Annotated in this window: 17 protein-coding genes; 4 read left to right on the forward strand and 13 right to left on the reverse strand. The window is 48.8% G+C overall.

The genetic code is table 11. The annotated features are described in order from the left end of the window. Window positions 1-405: 405 nt before the first annotated feature. Together uvrC and trxA are read right to left on the reverse strand one after the other, a co-directional pair. Window positions 406-2,373, reverse strand: a complete 1,968-nt coding sequence (gene uvrC, locus L6H70_RS18425; RefSeq protein ID WP_236335479.1) for an excinuclease ABC subunit UvrC — start codon at window positions 2,371-2,373, stop codon at window positions 406-408. 168 nt (window positions 2,374-2,541) lie between these two features. Next, window positions 2,542-2,859 carry a thioredoxin gene (trxA, locus tag L6H70_RS18430; RefSeq protein WP_206101875.1) on the reverse strand — a complete coding sequence of 106 codons (318 nt, stop codon included), beginning with the start codon at window positions 2,857-2,859 and terminating at the stop codon, window positions 2,542-2,544. Between the two features lie 350 nt (window positions 2,860-3,209). Here trxA and L6H70_RS18435 point away from each other — a divergent pair, with 350 nt between their 5' ends. After that, a complete protein-coding gene (locus L6H70_RS18435; RefSeq protein WP_108722093.1) occupies window positions 3,210-3,368 on the forward strand; it encodes a YqzM family protein in 159 nt (52 codons plus the stop codon). A 98-nt stretch (window positions 3,369-3,466) separates the two neighbouring features. Here the strand turns inward: L6H70_RS18435 and dnaI are convergent, their stop codons facing one another. The 3 genes from dnaI to L6H70_RS18450 form a co-directional block, all read right to left on the reverse strand. Next, window positions 3,467-4,423 (reverse strand): primosomal protein DnaI, encoded by a 957-nt coding sequence (gene dnaI / locus L6H70_RS18440; protein WP_236335480.1) that lies wholly within the window; start codon window positions 4,421-4,423, stop codon window positions 3,467-3,469. Between the two features lie 18 nt (window positions 4,424-4,441). Beyond that, on the reverse strand, window positions 4,442-5,989 hold the full coding sequence (locus tag L6H70_RS18445) for a replication initiation and membrane attachment family protein (protein WP_236335481.1): 1,548 nt from the start codon (window positions 5,987-5,989) through the stop codon (window positions 4,442-4,444). Between the two features lie 259 nt (window positions 5,990-6,248). After that, window positions 6,249-6,545 (reverse strand): YuiB family protein, encoded by a 297-nt coding sequence (locus L6H70_RS18450; RefSeq protein WP_236335482.1) that lies wholly within the window; start codon window positions 6,543-6,545, stop codon window positions 6,249-6,251. A gap of 244 nt (window positions 6,546-6,789) precedes the next feature. Here L6H70_RS18450 and hemQ point away from each other — a divergent pair, with 244 nt between their 5' ends. Continuing rightward, complete coding sequence (gene hemQ / locus L6H70_RS18455) at window positions 6,790-7,548, forward strand: hydrogen peroxide-dependent heme synthase (protein ID WP_206101879.1); 759 nt, start codon at window positions 6,790-6,792, stop codon at window positions 7,546-7,548. Window positions 7,549-7,623: 75 nt separating this feature from the next. Here the strand turns inward: hemQ and L6H70_RS18460 are convergent, their stop codons facing one another. After that, the gene (locus L6H70_RS18460) at window positions 7,624-7,899 is read right to left on the reverse strand and encodes a hypothetical protein (RefSeq protein ID WP_236335483.1); all 276 of its coding nucleotides are present in this window, start codon (window positions 7,897-7,899) and stop codon (window positions 7,624-7,626) included. After that, entirely contained in the window at window positions 7,900-9,093 is a 1,194-nt protein-coding gene (locus L6H70_RS18465) for an NAD(P)/FAD-dependent oxidoreductase (RefSeq protein WP_236335484.1), read from the reverse strand. It lies immediately after the preceding gene. A 327-nt stretch (window positions 9,094-9,420) separates the two neighbouring features. Between L6H70_RS18465 and L6H70_RS18470 the strand changes: the two genes are divergently transcribed. Continuing rightward, window positions 9,421-10,395, forward strand: a complete 975-nt coding sequence (locus L6H70_RS18470) for an NAD(P)/FAD-dependent oxidoreductase (RefSeq protein WP_236335579.1) — start codon at window positions 9,421-9,423, stop codon at window positions 10,393-10,395. Between the two features lie 141 nt (window positions 10,396-10,536). On the opposite strand, the gene sda is transcribed toward L6H70_RS18470, so the two are convergent. Continuing rightward, window positions 10,537-10,680, reverse strand: a complete 144-nt coding sequence (gene sda, locus L6H70_RS18475) for a sporulation histidine kinase inhibitor Sda (protein WP_082452054.1) — start codon at window positions 10,678-10,680, stop codon at window positions 10,537-10,539. Window positions 10,681-11,003: 323 nt separating this feature from the next. Next, entirely contained in the window at window positions 11,004-11,666 is a 663-nt protein-coding gene (locus L6H70_RS18480; protein ID WP_236335486.1) for a YheC/YheD family protein, read from the reverse strand. A gap of 289 nt (window positions 11,667-11,955) precedes the next feature. Here L6H70_RS18480 and L6H70_RS18485 point away from each other — a divergent pair, with 289 nt between their 5' ends. Next, the gene (locus tag L6H70_RS18485) at window positions 11,956-12,165 is read left to right on the forward strand and encodes a hypothetical protein (protein ID WP_236335488.1); all 210 of its coding nucleotides are present in this window, start codon (window positions 11,956-11,958) and stop codon (window positions 12,163-12,165) included. 251 nt (window positions 12,166-12,416) lie between these two features. Here the strand turns inward: L6H70_RS18485 and L6H70_RS18490 are convergent, their stop codons facing one another. Genes L6H70_RS18490 through L6H70_RS18505 form a run of 4 tightly spaced genes read right to left on the reverse strand, consistent with a single transcriptional unit; the run spans window position 12,417 to window position 14,578 of the window. Further along, window positions 12,417-13,100: a DUF4304 domain-containing protein gene (locus L6H70_RS18490; protein WP_236335489.1), complete on the reverse strand. Its 684-nt coding sequence runs from the start codon at window positions 13,098-13,100 to the stop codon at window positions 12,417-12,419. Between the two features lie 52 nt (window positions 13,101-13,152). Then, the gene (locus L6H70_RS18495) at window positions 13,153-13,578 is read right to left on the reverse strand and encodes a hypothetical protein (protein ID WP_236335490.1); all 426 of its coding nucleotides are present in this window, start codon (window positions 13,576-13,578) and stop codon (window positions 13,153-13,155) included. A gap of 38 nt (window positions 13,579-13,616) precedes the next feature. Continuing rightward, window positions 13,617-14,186 carry a hypothetical protein gene (locus L6H70_RS18500; protein ID WP_236335491.1) on the reverse strand — a complete coding sequence of 190 codons (570 nt, stop codon included), beginning with the start codon at window positions 14,184-14,186 and terminating at the stop codon, window positions 13,617-13,619. A gap of 32 nt (window positions 14,187-14,218) precedes the next feature. Then, complete coding sequence (locus L6H70_RS18505) at window positions 14,219-14,578, reverse strand: HesB/IscA family protein (RefSeq protein ID WP_236335492.1); 360 nt, start codon at window positions 14,576-14,578, stop codon at window positions 14,219-14,221. Window positions 14,579-14,611 lie beyond the last annotated feature (33 nt).

Raw genomic sequence — 14,611 nt, forward strand, 5'->3', positions numbered from 1 at the left:
CATAGGTATTGGTTATCCTTAATTATCCTCCTTGGACATCAGGCACGTGTGACCGAGTTTCTGCTAAATCAAAAGTATTTATACCTCTGTTTTCGCCGTGTGAGCAGGTTTCTGCGAGTTCAGAGGTATTTATACCCCAGATTTCGCCGTGTGACCGGGTTTCTGCGAGTTCAGAGGTATTTATACCTCTGATTTCGCCGTGTGGCCAGGTTTCTGTCAGATCAGAGGTATTTATACCTCTGTTTTCGCCGTTTGACCGAGTTCCTGCTAGTTCGGAGGTATTTATACCTCTGTTTTCGCCATGGGGCAGGTTGGAGGCACTTAGGTGTATTAAAAATATAAAAGGCCAACCCGTAAGGGTCAGCCTGTTAAGAATTCACTAGTATAGAATTCAAACACTTCTAATTAAGACAGCTCCTCATCGTTAAGCGCCGCAAGGATTTGCCCTGCCAGCTTTTCTCCGATGGAAAGCGGACGGAAATCCTCGATAGAGGCTTCCTTGATTTTCTTCAGTGAACCAAAATGCTTCAGCAACAGCTTCCGCCGCTTCTCACCGATCCCCGGAATAGAATCCAGCTTCGAGGTTACCATCGATTTGCCGCGCTGCTCGCGGTGGAAGGTGATCGCGAAGCGGTGAACCTCATCCTGGATGCGTTGCAGCAGATAGAATTCCTGGCTGTCCCGTGCCAGCGGTACTGGTTCGGCGGAATCTCCGATCAGCAGCTGGGCTGTCTTATGCTTATCGTCCTTAACCAGACCGCAGACCGGAATGTATAGCCCCAGCTCATTCTGCAATATATCAATCGCCGAGGAAATCTGCCCTTTGCCGCCGTCCACGACAATCAGATCCGGCTGCGGCAGATCCTCCTTCAGCACCCGTTCATACCGGCGGCGGATCACCTCACGCATCGTTTCATAATCATCCGGCCCTTGCACCGTGCGGACCTTATATTTGCGGTATTCCTTGCGTGCAGGTTTGCCGTCAATGAAGACGACCATGGCTGAGACCGGATTGGTTCCCTGGATATTCGAGTTATCGAATGCTTCAATCCGGTTCAGGGATTCCAGACCCAGGCTCTGGCCGAGGCCGAATGCCGCTCCGGAAGTACGCTCCTCATCACGTTCAATGAGCCGGAACTTCTCGTCAAGCGCCACACGGCTGTTCTGGCAGGCCATGCCGACCATCTGCTTCTTCAGCCCGCGCTGCGGTACAAGCACCTTAACGCCCAGCCACTCCTGCAGGGCAGCAGCACCGCCGGCTGCGTCTACCGTGCCGACCGCGGCTGCTTCGGCGGCCGCAGCTTCGTGTTCCGCGTCCTGCTCTGCCGGCTCCAGCTCTCCGCCGGCATCTTCACCGTCCATCGCCGCGGCTAGTCTGCCGGCCGTCACCGCAGCAGCGGCCGTTGCTCCGGACGGCTTCTCCGTGCCCTCGCTTACCGCCTCAGGCAGCAAGATTTCCTGCGGCAGCGCCGGGTTATCACTGTAATATTGCGTGACATATGACATGAAGTCACTGTAAGCTTCCCCGTAAAACGGAAAAGCGGACGAGTGGCGCTGGATCATTTTGCCCTGGCGCATGTACAGAATCTGCACGCACATCCAGCCCTTGTCCACGGCATAGCCGAACACATCGCGGTCTTTTGTATCCGCAGTATTAATCTTCTGCTTCTCCATCAGGGCATCGATGTGGATAATCTGGTCACGCAGCTCCTTGGCGCGCTCGAAGTACAGCTCCTCGGCAGCCTCCTGCATTTTCTGCTGCAGGTCCTTTTTGACCGCTTCATGCCCTCCCCCAAGGAAAGACGCGATATCACGCGTTATTTCATCATACGCTGACTTTGGGACTTCCTTCTCGCAAGGGGCCAAACATTGACCCATGTGGTAATACAGGCATACTTCTTTCGGCATCACACCGCATTTACGCAGCGGATACATCCGGTCCAGCAGCTTTTTGGTCTGCTGTGCGGCATAGCTATTCGGATAAGGTCCGAAATATTTAGCTTTATCTTTAAGCACCCGGCGTGTCACTTCCAGACGCGGATGCGCTTCATTCGTTATTTTCAGATACGGAAACGTCTTGTCATCCTTCAGGAGCACGTTATACCGCGGCATATGCTTTTTAATCAGATTACACTCCAGGATGAGCGCTTCCATATTGCTGGAGGTAACAATATATTCAAAATCAACAATATTGGCGACAAGCCGCTGGGTTTTCCCGTTATGGCTGCCTGTAAAATAAGACCGGACACGGTTCTTCAGCACTTTGGCCTTGCCTACATAAATAATGGTGCCTTCTTCATTCTTCATCAGATAGCACCCGGGCAGGTCGGGCAGCAGTGCCAGCTTATTGCGGATATTATCGCTATAGTCCATAATTTCTCCCCCACCTAATACTGCACAGTCATGAAACAGCCCCGCACAGCAGAGCTTACTTAATAATTAAATGATAAGGTAAGTTTAACACACAAAGCGCCTCCGGATAAACCGAAGGCGCCTGTGTTCAGAGCCGCTAGGCCCCGGATTCAGCAGTTATAATCATACTTATTGATGTTTAGCTACAATATTCTTAAGGGAATCCTTGGAGTTCAATCCAACAACTTTATCTACGGGTTGACCGTCTTTGAAGAAGATCAGTGTAGGAATGCTCATTACTCCAAAGCGGGAAGCCGTTTCCGGATTCTCGTCTACATTTAATTTGGCAATTTTCACGCCGTCTCCCAGCTCGGTGGACAATTCCTCCAGAATAGGGGCAAGCATTTTGCAAGGGCCGCACCAAGGAGCCCAGAAGTCTACTACTACAGTACCTTGACCTTCCACTTCACCAACGAAGGATTGGTCAGACACGTTCACGATAGCCATGATATTGTTCCTCCTTTAAGTTTTGCGAAGCAATATCCGCTTCCATAGCGTGCGCTAGCTTAAGCGAATTCACTCCGTAATGTTAGCTGGAAAAATGCTTCATGTAATATGATAACCAGATTACCATTTACCGACACATTCACAGTATAACATATATACAACGCTTTTGGGAAATGTTTTAGACAATTACATTGTATAAAATCAATTATTTTAACGTCTTCCGCTTCTTTACAACTTCCCGGAGACTCCGTATACTTGAGGAAAGCGCATTATTTGTCAATGACTTCTCTCACATGTATAACTGTAACCTAATGCAGTACAGACTTGCAAGCCGCAAGGAGGAAGAAGCTATGGATGTCAATGCTAAGGTACGGGACCCGCGGGAGCATATCAACGAAGAGCCACGCAACGATCTGGGCGATTTAATGACCGGGTTTTTCGGAATGACCGGATTCATGACTGTCGTATTCTTCGGTATGGTCATCGTCAAGTTCATTTTTTCCGAGTAACGGCTAATGTATCCAAAATAAACAGCGGAGCTGAGGACTTATTTGTCCCCGGCCCCGCTGTTTATTTATATTTCGGCGCGGATACCCCGGTAGCCGATTTATCGGTTTGTTCCGCGCTGATTCTCACCATGCAGAGGAATAACATCAACAAACGGAGCGATCCGGTCCATCAGCCGCTGGCCTTTGTAGACCTCTTCGCCGTCCTTGCTGGTGAAGCTGAGATGCTTCTCCAGGCCATCCAGCGGATAATTCGAGGTATAGAAAGTCGGCTTGCGGTTCATCCGGTAATTCAGAATGGCCCCCAGCACATGGTCACGCGCCCAGGGATTCAAATTCTCCGCACCAATATCATCAAAAATCAGCAGATCACAGTTCTTCAGTGTATCTACCGTTTCCTTCAGCTTCTGGCCGTCCAGCATAATCGACTTCAGATCCTCGATAAAATCAGGCATGTACACAATCACGCCGCTGTACCCGGCAACCGCCAGCTCGTGGAGCAGGTAGCACATCAGGAAGGTTTTGCCTGTCCCGAAGGTACCATGCAGATAGATCCCCTGCGAAGTCAGCCCGTCTTCTTTAACTCCGGTAATATAATCAAATATTTTGTTCACGGCTGAGGCCCTGCGCGGGTCCTTGCCCATAATATCCATTTCATCATAGCCGCCGTTCAGCACGCGCTCATCCACATAGAAGCTGCGGATCCGTTTGCGGATGCTATCCTGGTTGTCTTGGGCTACCTTCAGATTGCAGGCTGTCTTACGTTCATATAAATCCGGTGAGCCGTTTACCGTCTCAACCGTTAACTTGCTGTAATGGCCCTGAAAATCATTCGGGCAGTTGTCTAGACCCGGACAGTTCGCGCAGTTGCGGCTCTCCTGTACATACTGGTACAGCCGGCTCAGATGAAGCCGCAGCCGCGGCTCATCCAGCTCGGGATGCTCGGCCTGAAGCTGCTTAACCAAAGGATGGCTCAGCAAATTCTGCTCAAGATCACGAGAACGCTGGCGCAGAGCCGGATTGTTCATCGAACGCAGCACTTCGCCCATAGACTCCATTGCTGCACCTCGCTTTCTTTACGGCGTCCTAAGAGCGCCCTTCTTCTTGCCGGCCTTAATCTCGGCCGCTTTCTTCATCATCGCCGCGAATTCTTCATCCGATACGGTTCCTGCACTGCCATCATCGAGCACAATCGGAATCTCCGGCTTGCCTGACCGTCCGCCGCTCTTGGCATACGAACGCTGGCGTGTTCCGGACGCGGCTCCGGAAGACCCGGAGGCTGCACCTTTGCCCTTGACCTTGGACTGGTCGCGGATGTAACGCACGGCTTTCTCGTAGGTGTTCACTTGCTTCACCAGCATATTGGAGGCAATGGCTTCGACGAAATTGCGGTTCATCCGCTGATCGCCGCCAGAAGCCACCATTGTCATCAAATAATGGATCAGGACATTAATAACTTCCCCGCTCAGCTTATAATTGAGATCTATTTTCTCAAAAATATCCATTAGCTGGCCCGGAACTGCACCCGGAAAAAAGGTTTGCAGCAGCCGGGTATAAGGCTCGTTACGAAGCATCATATTATATTGGTGGATATCGCATTTGGTCAGGAATTGCGGAGGCACCTCCACATAATACTCCATCTCTACCGGCTGCTCCTGCAGGATATTGGAATCATCCGTTTCCCCGGCGACAGCCGAGCGCAGTGAAACCACCTTCGCGGCAGCAATTTCCCGTTTCTCCTGGCGTTTCATATCCTGGCGGAAATGCTGGCTCGCTTTATGCTGCAGCGTATCCAGTATGACTTCGCCGTCCGGTGTGAATACGTCATCCTCATCGAGCAAGCGGCATAAATCCTGCGGACCCAGCTCGTACTTGCGGGCTACGTAGTTAATCACACCCATCTGGGTATGGTCAAAGCGCAGCTTCTCGACATGAACCCGGTTCACTGACTCCCGCGGAAACCGTAAAATGATATCGCTGTACCCGATCGCCGGCTCACCGTTTTCGCTGAATCCGGGCTGACGCACCGTAGCCACTTCGGCCAGGGCCTGTTCCAGCTCATAATCAATCACATGCGTATTTAATTGGAAAATATCATAAAATGGCAGGGATATATTCTCTTTGCCGATCGAACGACGGCTCCATTCTTCCGGTTCCCGGTTCCAGAACTGCTCACGCAGCGACAGCACGGCGAACTTGCCGATCTTGTCACGCAGCAGCAGCGTCAGATGCTGGGTTGCAAAAAAATCAGCCGGTGACAGCGGCGGCATCAGCTCGTATTCATACATATAATCATCATTCTCCGGCATGTAAATCCGGCAGGTTGCAAGCAGCCCCACCGCCTCCAGCCTGGAAGCCTGATCCACTAAATATTTACGGCCCTTCTCGTTCGGTTCAACACCCAGCGTCATAAACAGCCTGCGCTGCTGCTCCACTGCGGAGTAGCCGATCGCTTCTGCCGGAATATGCTCGAACAGCAGCCTGTAGAGGCTGATTGCAAAGGCTCCAACCATCGGCTGATAAACCGAGCCCAGCATACGTGAATCCACATGGCTTAGACCGAATTCGCGGGAAACGCAGTACCGATGATGTTCGGTGAAATGATGCAAGTTACTCATGCGCATCTGCGGAAACCTCCCCCTCTTCTACACGAATTCATATAGATTTCTATTCTATCACAAAACACCCGGCCGGAAATGTAAAAAAAGAACCAAATAACCTCCTTTTCAGCGTAAAATCGACATCTTTTGAACGCTTGCTGGCGATAGCGAAAAATAATAGAAATCGGCACGAGAAAAAACAGCCATGGCTTTCACAAAGAAAAAAACGGCATCACCGTCCCTTTGCAGAGATAGCCGCCGTTTCGGTGCTGTATAAATTTCATTAAAACATCTTGTATCCGCCAAGCCGCAGCTTCTGGATGGTCCAGCCGCTTAGTACTGCACCAGCCAATCCGGCAATGCCGGTAAGATAATCAACGACGTGGAAGGTGCTCAGGTGCTCCCAGAGCGACATTGCATTCCGGTCCCAGATGGAATAGACGACTACAGGCAGAATTACGATCACGAACAGATATGCGGGGAACCAGGTTGTCTTCATTAACATGTTAAGGATAAAGCCGATGCCAAACATCATGACAAAGAATAAAACGGCCAGAACAAATACAGGAATAAACCCCATCGTACCGCCATCCCCTCTCTCTATAAAGAACCGCACACAAAACCTTATTTAATAGTAAGTTTACTAGAAAAAATGTAGCGAAGCAATGAACATTATTGCCGTTCCAGTTCCGAACCCGGCAAATGCCGGTGCGGGGGTTTGCTCTTGGCCGCCCGCTTGCGATACAATGCTAATAGATCAATCGGATCATACATAGAAGCGTATGCTTTCGAACTAAGTTTTAAAACTTTTAAGGAGTGAGAACATGAACGAAGCTGCTTTGACACTGGAAGGCTGGTATGCACTGCATGACTTCCGCTCTCTGGACTGGACAGCCTGGACAGCTGCCGATGACGAGGAACGCGCTGTTGCCCTCGAGGAGCTGCATGCTTTTATGGAAGAATGGGGTCCGGTGGAGGAAGCAAAGGAAGGAAGCTCTGCAGTATATGCTATCGTCGGCCAGAAGGCTGATTTCGTGATGATGTTTCTGCGGGAAAGCCTTGAAGCCCTGAATGCTCTTGAAACTGCCTTTAACAAAATCGCCTTTGCCCAATATACCACCAAGTCTTATTCCTATGTCAGTATTGTTGAACTAAGCAACTATGCTGCCGGCGGCAATGCCGGGGATGGAAGCGATCCGATGCAGAATCCGCATGTTGCTGCCCGTTTGAAGCCGATTTTGCCGCAAGCGAAGCATATCTGCTTCTACCCGATGAATAAGAAGCGCGAACTTGCTGACAACTGGTACATGCTCGATATGGACAAACGCCGTGAGCTGATGCATTCACACGGACTGATCGGACGCGGTTATGCCGGCAAGGTGAAGCAGATTATTACCGGCTCCGTCGGTTTTGACGACTGGGAATGGGGCGTGACCCTCTTCGCTGAGGATGCGCTGCAATTCAAGAAGCTGGTGTATGAAATGCGCTTTGACGAGGTCAGTGCCCGCTATGGCGAGTTCGGCCCGTTCTATGTCGGCAACCTGCTGACTCCGGAGACCTTTGAAGACATGCTTAAACTGTAAAATAATAAAGGGTGTGCTTCCGCTTCCTGCGGAGTCACACCCTTTATTTATATAATGAACCATACTTGCAGAGGACTAACGGACCTGCTCTATGTCAGAATCTCCGTCTTCATCGTCCTCTTCGCGCAGACTCTCCAAATATTCAGCCGTTGCCCGGTCGCGGGCCCGGCTCTTATCCTTTAGCCGCTCAATCGCCGGCAGGATAAGTAGATCAATTTCCTTCTGGATATTATAAGCCAGATCATACCGGCTCTGGTCCTCAAGGAAGGATCCGACCTCAATCAGACCGTTGTAACGGTCCAGCTCCTCACGAGTCAACAGCCCACGAACTTGCACGCTGCAGTGACGCATCTAGAAGAATCTTCCTTTCTTAAGCACCAGCGGAATGCCCCCGATAATGAACAGGTAGCGCATATCAACAACCTTCTTGAGTTGTGCAGCTGTCCAGCCCCTATACTTCTTGTCGCCGACTACGGCGATGCCTTGGCCTTTACCCAGCGAAGCTACAGTACCCTTGTTGCTGAAAGCAAACTTTTTCGGCTGCTGGCTGCGGATGGCGGCCACCAGATTAAAGGCACAGCATTCACCCTGTTGCATCGCGATTTGTGCGGTTGGCGGGTACGGACGCCCTTCAGGGTTAATCATCAGGGAGCCGTCACCAATGATAAAGATATTCTCGTGGCCCGGTACGCGCAGGTATTCATCAACCTTCACCCGTCCGCGCATCGCTTCAAAGCCGGCCGCTTCAATCAGACGGTTACCACGGATACCGCCGGTCCAGACAATTGTCGAGGCTTTAATCTCTTCACCGGTTGCGAGAATGACACCATTCGGCAGGCACTCCTTGATGGCTACACCGATTTTGAAAGTAACACCCTTCTTCGTCAGCACAGTCATTGCATGCTCCACAAGCTCAGGGGCAAACCCCGGAAGTGCCGTAGGCGCAGCTTCCACATTGTAGATGTTCACCATGCTTGGATCAACGTCATATTCCTTGCACAGGGCAGGGATGCGGTCGGCAAGCTCCGCTACAAATTCAATACCGCTGAAGCCGGCTCCTCCTACCACAAAATTAATATGCTCCTGGGCATTATTTTCATTTTTATATTTGGCAAACTGATATTCGATATGCTCCCGGATCAGCCGCACGGAATTTATGCTGCGGATCGTGAGCGCATATTTATCAAGTCCCGGGATACCGAATGTTTCAGGCTCGCCCCCGAGAGCAATCACCAGATAATCGTAAGACAGCGTGCCGTCCTCAAGAATGACTTTTTTCTGTTGGGTGCGGATTTCCTGCACGGAAGATTTCACGAGGTCAATCTTAAATTCGTCTATCAATTTGGAAATAGATACACGTGTATGTTCAATGCTGTCCGTTCCCGCAGCTGGCATATGCAGATGGGTGGTGAAATAATGATACTCATGGCGGTTTACCAGCGTCACATCTGCTTCATTATAGTTCAAAGCTTTCTGCAGCCGTTGGGCGGTCAAAATACCTCCATATCCCGCGCCTAGGATGACAATTTTGGGAATACTGCTCATGTTCCGGCTCCTTCCAACAGGTGAATCTGTCTATGTGTTATTTTTTGTCAAATAATTCAGGTTCTTTTGTGAATTTATACACTTAAATTCAGAAGAATTTCCAATCAAACTTAAAGGATTTCTAAAATAACCATATCCATTGTAAACCTTAGTATCGTTTTAATCAAATATAATCATACAAAAAAACGTCACAATTTTCAGTTCATTCAAAGCCTTTGCAGGCAGTGCCACAATGATTATAATGAGTAAGTACGCTAAGTATGGCATTTTGAAACTATCAACTCGGAGGTGTAATATTACGTGACACTAGAGCAATCCGGCGTTCCTATGAGCGACCTCTTAATTATAGGCGGCGGTCCTGCCGGCATGTTTGCTGCCTTCTACGGCGGTATGCGCCAGGCGTCGGTAACCCTTATTGAAAGCATGCCCCAGCTGGGGGGGCAGCTCGCTGCCCTTTATCCTGAAAAATATATTTATGATGTGGCTGGTTTCCCGAAAATCACCGCACAGGAGCTGGTAGACAACCTGTCCCGGCAAATGGAGCTGTTCCAGTCCAATATCTGCCTGGAGGAGAAAGTGGTGTCGGTCGAGAAGCGGGATGAACGCCATTTCGTAACGACTACCGATAAAGCCGAGTACCACAGCAAGGCGGTTATCATTACTGCCGGTGTAGGCGCTTTTGAACCACGGCGTCTGGAGCTTCCGGGAGCGCAGCGGTTTGAGAAAGCTAATCTGCATTATTTTGTAAGCGATTTGAATGCCTTCAAAGGCAAGAAGGTCCTGATCAGCGGCGGCGGAGACTCCGCAGTCGACTGGGCACTCATGCTTGAACCGATCGCGGAGCAGGTCACGCTGATTCACCGCCGCGATAAATTCCGCGCTCATGAACACAGTGTGGAGAATCTGATGGCCTCCAAGGTTAATGTGATTACCCCTTCGGAGATCACTGAACTGCACGGGGAAGAATTCATAACCAAGGTTACCCTGTCCCATATCAAAACCAAGGAAACACAGGAGATTGAAGTAGACAGTGTCATTGTCAATTTCGGCTTCGTATCTTCGCTTGGTCCGATTGCTGAGTGGGGCATTGAAATTGAGAGCAATTCGATCGTTGTAGACTCACGTATGGAGACGAACATTCCGGGGATCTTTGCCGCCGGCGATATTACTACTTACCCAGGCAAGCTGAAGCTGATTGCAGTCGGATTCGGAGAAGCGCCTACAGCGGTTAACAATGCTAAGGTATACCTTGATCCGGATGCCAAGCTATCCCCGGGACACAGCAGTAATCTTAAGCTCTAGAAGGCAGCTTACAAGCTAGCCTAATCCACAAATAAAAGGGTATCCTTTCAGGTTGATTCCACTCCAACTTGAAAAGATACCCTATTTTGTGCCGCTTGCGGTTTTGACTAAGCAGCTGCTGCAAAAATGAAGCTATGTGTTTTAATGTAGAACCGCATGTGCTGGAGAGTGTAAGTTCCGTTTGCGAATTTCAGCGAGCAAAAGAGCGATGAAATCATGCTCTAATTGGAGCTCTATCGCTCTTTGGTAAGAGTCCAACAGCATCTCATCCGACAATTCAACCATAACGTTCACCTACCTTTCCTTTATTTGGATCTGAATCTATCATAGCAAACTATCTTTTTTCGAACAAGCGTTCTTACTATCCACAAGGTTCTGTGGAAATCCTGTGCATAATATGTTAATAAGGGTTACAAAGGCGTTAACTCCGCAGTGGAATATGGGGATAATAGTTATGCACAGGAGCTTTCCACGCTGTTAGGCGTAAAAAATATTTTGGAATGTTCATAATATAGAAATTAATACCACATATTACCTCGGAAAATGCACGACTAAACGCAATTCTATCCTATTATTATCTTTATCGTCAATTCTTAAAAATTTATTAGTTACTTAGGTCTTGTATTCACTTCGAGGATCCAAATTTTTCCACGCTGGTCGACGGCGTAGTCAAAACCCAGCTCACCGATACCCGGAAAGTGTCTTTCCAGCAGTTCAATACAGACATGCGTCAGACGGCGCATTTCCGCTTTTTTGGCCGAAGTGCTGATTCGCGGCAGCGATCTGCGCAGACCGTGCCGGCAGCTCATCATCGTACCGCCTTTGCATAGATTCGTTACAAACAGTCCCGGCCGCGCTAATCTCCCCACCATAGAACGGAATTCCCAATGCGCGCCGTTCTTCACAACCTTCACTCTGTAATCAATGGGACGGCCGGCAATCCGGGCAAGCGAAATCCCCTGCTGAATCATATACCGCCGTCTAACCTTTACTCTGTCGAGCGCATGTTTCATAGATGTGAAATCACGATATACACGGGTTCTATGCATATAAGTGAAACCATACCCCCGGTGGTTCCGGAATACCTTGATGACTCCGTATCCCCCGCCGCCTACAATCGGCTTAATCACTACGTTCCCGTATCTTCTCAGCATAGCTGACAGTCCGGCTGCACTATATTCCTTCGTTCGTGGAATGTAACCGGCAACCCGTGAATCGCTAAGCAGCGCCTCGGTTTTCAGCCACTTGCTGGCCAGTTCTCTTCCTGCCATGTTCCCCTCTCCTTTCGCAATCCCAGCCTACCCTATAGATTACTCAGAAAAGGTCCCGCCCTCCTGTATGATTGTCCGTGTAAGAAGCTCCCCACAGCAAAAAAGGGCATATGGCAGCGGGGCCGTATGTCCTGGGGGCTATCACCCGAATTTTGCGAAGATTGCGGAAACTGTTGATTTTTCTGCGGTGCCTTCGACGATCCTCGGCAATTACTGCCCGTTGTCGAATTTCCCGCACTGGAAAAATCTTAAAATTCATTGTATTATAACCGTGTGAGGGGGCTTCCTAATGGCACAATTCTTCGAGGTATTGTATTGGTTTGCGATGATCGGGATGTCTGTTGTCTTGGCAGGTACCACAATTCTTGTCTGTGCGCTCGGGTTCAAGTTTATTAAGGACCGCCGCAGAATCCTCGGTGCGGGCTGCATCGCTTTTTCCCTGGGGGCCGCTGCCCTGATTGTATTTATGATTAACTTCAAATTCATCGTCCCCGCTTGATGCCTGCTGTGAGGAATACTATACTCTATGAAAAATAGAGCAAACAGCTTGTGCACATAGTCTGGTTGATCCGCTGAAATTCTTTTTCTTCTATAGTAATTATAGTGAGGACGCTCCGCGAACAAGCTCTCTAAAAAATCATAAAAAAGAAACCACACTTTTGATAAAAATGGAAGTGCAACTCACCATTTCAAAAGAGTGGTTTTCTTTTGTACATACCCTATGCAATGGACCAACTTAAGGACTCAAGCTTATTTAGAGAGCTCCCTTAGTTGTGTTATTCGGCTAATCAACTCTTCGAAATACGGCTTCAGCCCGGTTGCCTGTCCCAGATGATTCAACCCCCACTCCGCAAACTTCAACGAAGAGTCCAAATCTCCGACGAATTCATGGGTTCTGGCAATAATAAGCGCAAGACGCAAATTCTGCGGAGCCCCCATGCTTATTTGCTGTTTGCCCCTTTCAGCCTTTAATTGTTCCAAGGTTATGGACAGAATAGGATCAGGAAAACCCCTGAATTGGTCATAATATTCCAGACCACCTACCTTGAATACCTTGTACATTCTATTAATCGTCCTAATAGCGTCGGCTTCACTTTCCCCGTATTCAAACCATCGGGCTTGGGGGTGTCTGGAACCAAATATTCGCTGAGACCAGGGGATTCCGGCTTCTATTCGCTGTCTAAATTCACAGTCGTAGACGGTTAGGTTATTGATGTCCGCTTTTCCATTCAATCCGATGGGCAAGAAATCCAAATGTACCCCCAGCTCCATGATACACGATCCACCGTACCGGTTTCCTTGTATAGCCAAGGTATAGATAAAATGCTCATCCGAATTCTTGCGGAAGTGGTGGTCCGAGCCCATGAATCCCAGCTGATTCAACCGCGGTTTCAGATGTAACTGCAGTAGTTTTCTAAACTCCATTGTAAGCATGCTGTAATTCTCCTGCCTATTTTCCGGCTGCTTGTTTCGTTGAAGCTTAGAGTTACCTTATGTATTCATTTAGCTCCGCTTCCCTTTTTTTCAGGTGAAGATAACGCTCTGCCCGCTCAAAGATCTGCAAGTACAGAAACATAAGGGTCAAAATACGTTCCGAATCACCATCGGCCAGCATCTTTTCCATAATCGCTATCTTATCCCTGAAATAACTCGTATCGACAAGCTGGCCATAGTCCGCAATCGCCTGCTTAAATACCACCAGCTGCCCGGGAATTTCCGTGTAGATTTCAGTAAAAAACTCAGCTTCGATTTCGTACCGGTTCGTTTGTTTCGACCATATGTAATTCCACTTTTCCGTAAACCACAGATGAAACGGGCCGATTAGCGGATACAAAGGCTCATAGAAGGTGAGCTCGTCCCGCAATTTAATCAGCTCTTTCCGGGCTATTCTTCGTCTTATGTATTTAATCATGTACACCCCTCCTGAGTGATGGTGCAAGTCTGCATTTTTTACACCTTAAAAAGGATTTCATCACCGGTCTTATTCTTGTTAAATGGACCTTTGTAATGGATGAATCTAAATTCAATTCCTGACAGTTCATCAGGCAGTGTCGGAGACACTACATATTTGTAAAACGCATGGTCAGAACGGCTTCCCCCGCTCATCATCCGGCAATCATAATGTTCGCTTATGAATAACTCGAAATGGTTATGTTCATGAGCATGCAATAGAGGCTCCGGGTCCCCATCCCAATCTACGTTAAGCACAAGGACACTTGCGTTACAGTATTGCCTTATTGACGTTAGCGTATAAAAGCGTCCTCCTTTCTCAGCTGCCTTTAGGAGGGATATGTGCTTTCTGAACGCCGCCGGCTCAACCATGGGCTTAAATTGTTCTTCATTCATCATGGTCCCGAAAAGCGCTTTCAGGAAATCCTCATAGACTCCAAAACCTGCTGACCATTCCGAAATCAGCTCAAACGGCGGAAAGCCCGGATCATTCCCCGAGATATCCTTCCTCTGCTTAATTAAGGAACATATAAAAAAACCTCCTGAAAAGTGCAGTACATCATACACCATTCAAGAGGTTCAAAACGGTTACCTAACCGACATTAGCACGGCTCAGCGCTCGGCTGACCCGCATCTTCCTTCGTACGGAACGATGAACCACATCCACATGTAGCGGTAGCATTCGGATTATTAATGGTGAAGCCTCCGGTCATGCCGGATTCCTCAAAATCAATCTCCAGACCGTCCAGGTAACGGATATCATCTTTACTTACGACTACTTTGAGGCCTTCAATATCCATATATACATCCTGATCGGTTTCGTTATCGTCAAATCCCATAGCGTAAGAGAACCCGCTGCAGCCGCCCGGAGTTACGCCAAGGCGAAGGAACATATTCGGTACTTCCTGTTCAGCCAGCATCGACTTGAGTTGTCCCGCTGCCGTTTCACTGATTGTAATCATGTTCTCTAGCCTCCTCAAAAATACTCTATATAA

Origin of the sequence: Paenibacillus auburnensis (genome assembly GCF_927798115.1) — a bacterium.
Lineage (GTDB): Bacteria > Bacillota > Bacilli > Paenibacillales > Paenibacillaceae > Paenibacillus_AQ > Paenibacillus_AQ auburnensis.

Coding starts and splice junctions, on each gene's coding strand:
- L6H70_RS18500 (WP_236335491.1), bottom strand. CDS start 14,186: ATGGTGTATGATGTACTGCACTTTTCAGGAGGTTTTTTTATATGTTCC.
- L6H70_RS18490 (WP_236335489.1), bottom strand. CDS start 13,100: ATGCTTACAATGGAGTTTAGAAAACTACTGCAGTTACATCTGAAACCG.
- L6H70_RS18450 (WP_236335482.1), bottom strand. CDS start 6,545: ATGGGGTTTATTCCTGTATTTGTTCTGGCCGTTTTATTCTTTGTCATG.
- L6H70_RS18445 (WP_236335481.1), bottom strand. CDS start 5,989: ATGCGCATGAGTAACTTGCATCATTTCACCGAACATCATCGGTACTGC.
- L6H70_RS18505 (WP_236335492.1), bottom strand. CDS start 14,578: ATGATTACAATCAGTGAAACGGCAGCGGGACAACTCAAGTCGATGCTG.
- dnaI (WP_236335480.1), bottom strand. CDS start 4,423: ATGGAGTCTATGGGCGAAGTGCTGCGTTCGATGAACAATCCGGCTCTG.
- hemQ (WP_206101879.1), top strand. CDS start 6,790: ATGAACGAAGCTGCTTTGACACTGGAAGGCTGGTATGCACTGCATGAC.
- L6H70_RS18470 (WP_236335579.1), top strand. CDS start 9,421: ATGAGCGACCTCTTAATTATAGGCGGCGGTCCTGCCGGCATGTTTGCT.
- L6H70_RS18495 (WP_236335490.1), bottom strand. CDS start 13,578: ATGATTAAATACATAAGACGAAGAATAGCCCGGAAAGAGCTGATTAAA.
- L6H70_RS18485 (WP_236335488.1), top strand. CDS start 11,956: ATGGCACAATTCTTCGAGGTATTGTATTGGTTTGCGATGATCGGGATG.
- trxA (WP_206101875.1), bottom strand. CDS start 2,859: ATGGCTATCGTGAACGTGTCTGACCAATCCTTCGTTGGTGAAGTGGAA.
- uvrC (WP_236335479.1), bottom strand. CDS start 2,373: ATGGACTATAGCGATAATATCCGCAATAAGCTGGCACTGCTGCCCGAC.
- L6H70_RS18480 (WP_236335486.1), bottom strand. CDS start 11,666: ATGGCAGGAAGAGAACTGGCCAGCAAGTGGCTGAAAACCGAGGCGCTG.
- sda (WP_082452054.1), bottom strand. CDS start 10,680: ATGGTTGAATTGTCGGATGAGATGCTGTTGGACTCTTACCAAAGAGCG.
- L6H70_RS18465 (WP_236335484.1), bottom strand. CDS start 9,093: ATGAGCAGTATTCCCAAAATTGTCATCCTAGGCGCGGGATATGGAGGT.
- L6H70_RS18435 (WP_108722093.1), top strand. CDS start 3,210: ATGGATGTCAATGCTAAGGTACGGGACCCGCGGGAGCATATCAACGAA.
- L6H70_RS18460 (WP_236335483.1), bottom strand. CDS start 7,899: ATGCGTCACTGCAGCGTGCAAGTTCGTGGGCTGTTGACTCGTGAGGAG.